This window comes from uncultured Limosilactobacillus sp. (assembly GCF_934202235.1).
Lineage (GTDB): Bacteria > Bacillota > Bacilli > Lactobacillales > Lactobacillaceae > Limosilactobacillus.
This window is the reverse complement of sequence record NZ_CAKPXS010000074.1, coordinates 1-2,797: the sequence shown is the minus strand read 5'-3', so window position 1 is coordinate 2,797 and position 2,797 is coordinate 1. Positions and strand designations below refer to the sequence as shown.

Sequence of the window (2,797 nt, the reverse complement as noted above, 5' to 3'; positions counted from 1 at the left end):
CCAAATGGCACAAAAAAAGAACCAGGCCGCTTAAGCCTGATTCTTACCCATCAACAGGATTTGACAAAGAGCCATTACTTATCACCATGGCTGAAGTATTGAGCAGCCTTAATGGCCCGTTGCCAACCAGCGTAGTTTTGATCCGCGATTTGACGGTCAACCTGCGGCGTAAATGACGCACCGATCTTGCTGTAATTACGCAGCTCTTCCTGGTTTTCCCAAAAGTCCACGGCTAAGCCAGCCAAAAAGGCGGCCCCCAGCGCCGTCGTCTCCTCCATCGCTGCCCGCTTAATCGGTGTCTGCAGGATGTCTGATTGGAACTGCATCAGGAAATTATTCCGTGAGGCCCCACCATTAACGGTCAGACTATCCAGTTTCAGTCCCGTATCCTTCACCATCGTGTCAACGACGTCACGGGTCTGGTAGGCAATGGCTTCCAGGGTTGCCCGGGTAATGGAACCCCGTGAACTTCCGCGGGTTAATCCAAACATGGCGCCGCGAACCTCCTGGTCCCAATATGGTGCACCCAGGCCGGTAAAGGATGGTACGACGTAAACGCCCCCCGTACTTTGGGCATCCACCGCCATCTTTTCAGACAGACTCGCGTTATCGAAAAACTTCAAGCCGTCACGCAACCACTGAACTGCCGAGCCAGCGACGAAGATACTACCTTCCAGTGCGTAGTTAATTTCACCATTGAGGCCATAGGCGATGGTTGTCAAGAGACCATTTGCTGACAAGGTTGGTTCCTTACCCGTGTTCATCACAATAAAGGCCCCGGTACCGTAAGTGTTCTTAACCGACCCCTTGGTAAATGCCGTCTGGCCAAAGAGCGCTGCTTGCTGGTCCCCGGCAATCCCACAAATGGGAATTTGCACCCCAAAGAAGTGATAGTCACCGGTGTAGCCATAAACCTCAGACGAGGACTTCACTTGAGGCAGCATAGCCCGTGGAATCCCGAGCAGTTTCAAAATGTCGTCGTCCCAATCCAGTTGGTGGATGTTAAACAGCATCGTCCGGCTAGCGTTAGTGACGTCGGTAGCGTGGACTTTGCGGCCACTTAAGTTCCATAATAGCCAACTATCAATGGTTCCAAACATCAGGTCGCCGTTTTCGGCCTTCTGACGAGCACCCGGGACGTGGTCCAAGATCCACTTGATTTTGGTAGCCGAAAAGTAGGAGTCGATGACCAGCCCGGTCTTCTGGTGGATCAGTTCAGAATACCCGTCAGCAATCAGCTGTTCAGCAATGTCACTAGTTTGCTTGGATTGCCAGACAATTGCATGGTAAATCGGCTTGCCAGTATGCCGGTCCCAGATAATCGTCGTTTCCCGTTGGTTGGTGATCCCGATGCCGACGATCTTATACGGCTTAATGCCAGACTTAATCATCACGTCGGAAATAACCGCCTGCACACTATCCCAGATTTCCAGTGCATCGTGTTCGACCCAGCCAGGATGCGGGAAATACTGCGGGAACTCACGTTGCGACATGGCAACTTTTTGTCCCTGGTGGTCAAAGATAATGGCGCGAGAACTAGTGGTCCCCTGGTCAATCGCCATTACATACTGCTGTTCATTCAACTTCGTTCATCCTTTCACACACGTAACGAACCCGTGATTTTCAATTAATCATACCATAACTGACCAGTAAGCGCTTAATTATCTTTCCCTAACGTTGCCTGCAGTTCAGCAATATTATGATAGTCACTGGTAATAATCAGGTGGTCGCCCCTTTCCAGGACAGTCTTGCCGTGTGGGGTGATCCACTTCCCTTGGCGGTAAATGCGCGATACGGTAATCTTATTGATCATCGGCAACGACTGTAATTGAATTCCGGTATACCGCCGGTTTTTGAGAACCACTTCAAAGATGGTGTGCTCATTGTCAGTCATCATCTTCATCACGGTTGGCGATTCAATTAACGAACGGAGCATACTTGACAAGGCAGTGTACGGGTGAAAGACTTCCACGCCAGCTGAAACCAGCTGGTTTAACTCATTGTAATCACCACCGTGACGTTTCCGCATTGCAATCACACGGGGCACCCCCTGCTGCTTGGCTGCCAGTGCCAAGGCAAAGTTTTCTTTGCCATCCAGGAAGGAAACGACCACAATGTCACAATCAAAGTAGCCATTATCCGCGAGTGACTGCGCATCGAGGTCCGCAAGATACTTCAAATCGGCAACTTCCGAATTATATGTCTCGAAGTTTTCCTGCTGGTTAGTAACCATTCTGACTTGGTACAGACTATTGGTCAGCTGTTGAGCAATTGGGACCGTCATCACGTTGGCACCAATAAAGACTACCCGCTTCTTGATTAAGTCCTCCGGAGCTGGCTGGTAGAGTTTGTTAAAGCCAATTGGTCCGTAGACACAGGCAATCAACGCTGCCAAAACAAAGGCATCAGACTGGGTGCCGGTAATCGCCTTTAAATTACGGGCTACTTCCAGTGTTGGCAAAACTAGGGTAATCGTCGTCGCGCAAAGAAAGGCTCCCGCCACCCCATTGCGGCGACCGTAATGTTTGGCCAAGACCAGGGCTGGAACCAGCTTGGCAACAAAGAAACCAACGACTAATGCTGGGATCAGTGCCAATGCGCGGGGATTGGCAAATAATTCCCGCAGGTTCAGCTTGGCCCCCGTAGTAATGAAGAAAATTGGGATAAAGAAGCCGTAGCCAATGGACGTCAGCTTATCTTCAGTCGAATCGGACGGGTTGAGCAGCTTCATTACCATCCCCGCCAAAAAGGCGCCCAGGATATTTTCCGCACCAACAGTGACCGCAATGGTAACAAG

General features: G+C 50.6%; 2 protein-coding genes. Both read right to left on the bottom strand.

Annotated features, from left to right (window positions below; genetic code table 11):
• Positions 1-74: 74 nt before the first annotated feature.
• Positions 75-1,583, bottom strand: coding sequence for a glycerol kinase GlpK (gene glpK / locus Q0E49_RS07945; RefSeq protein WP_295747837.1), 1,509 nt, complete (start codon positions 1,581-1,583; stop codon positions 75-77).
• A gap of 74 nt (positions 1,584-1,657) precedes the next feature.
• Positions 1,658-2,797: cation:proton antiporter (locus tag Q0E49_RS07940; RefSeq protein WP_295747834.1), on the bottom strand; the 1,140-nt coding region annotated here is incomplete at its 5' end.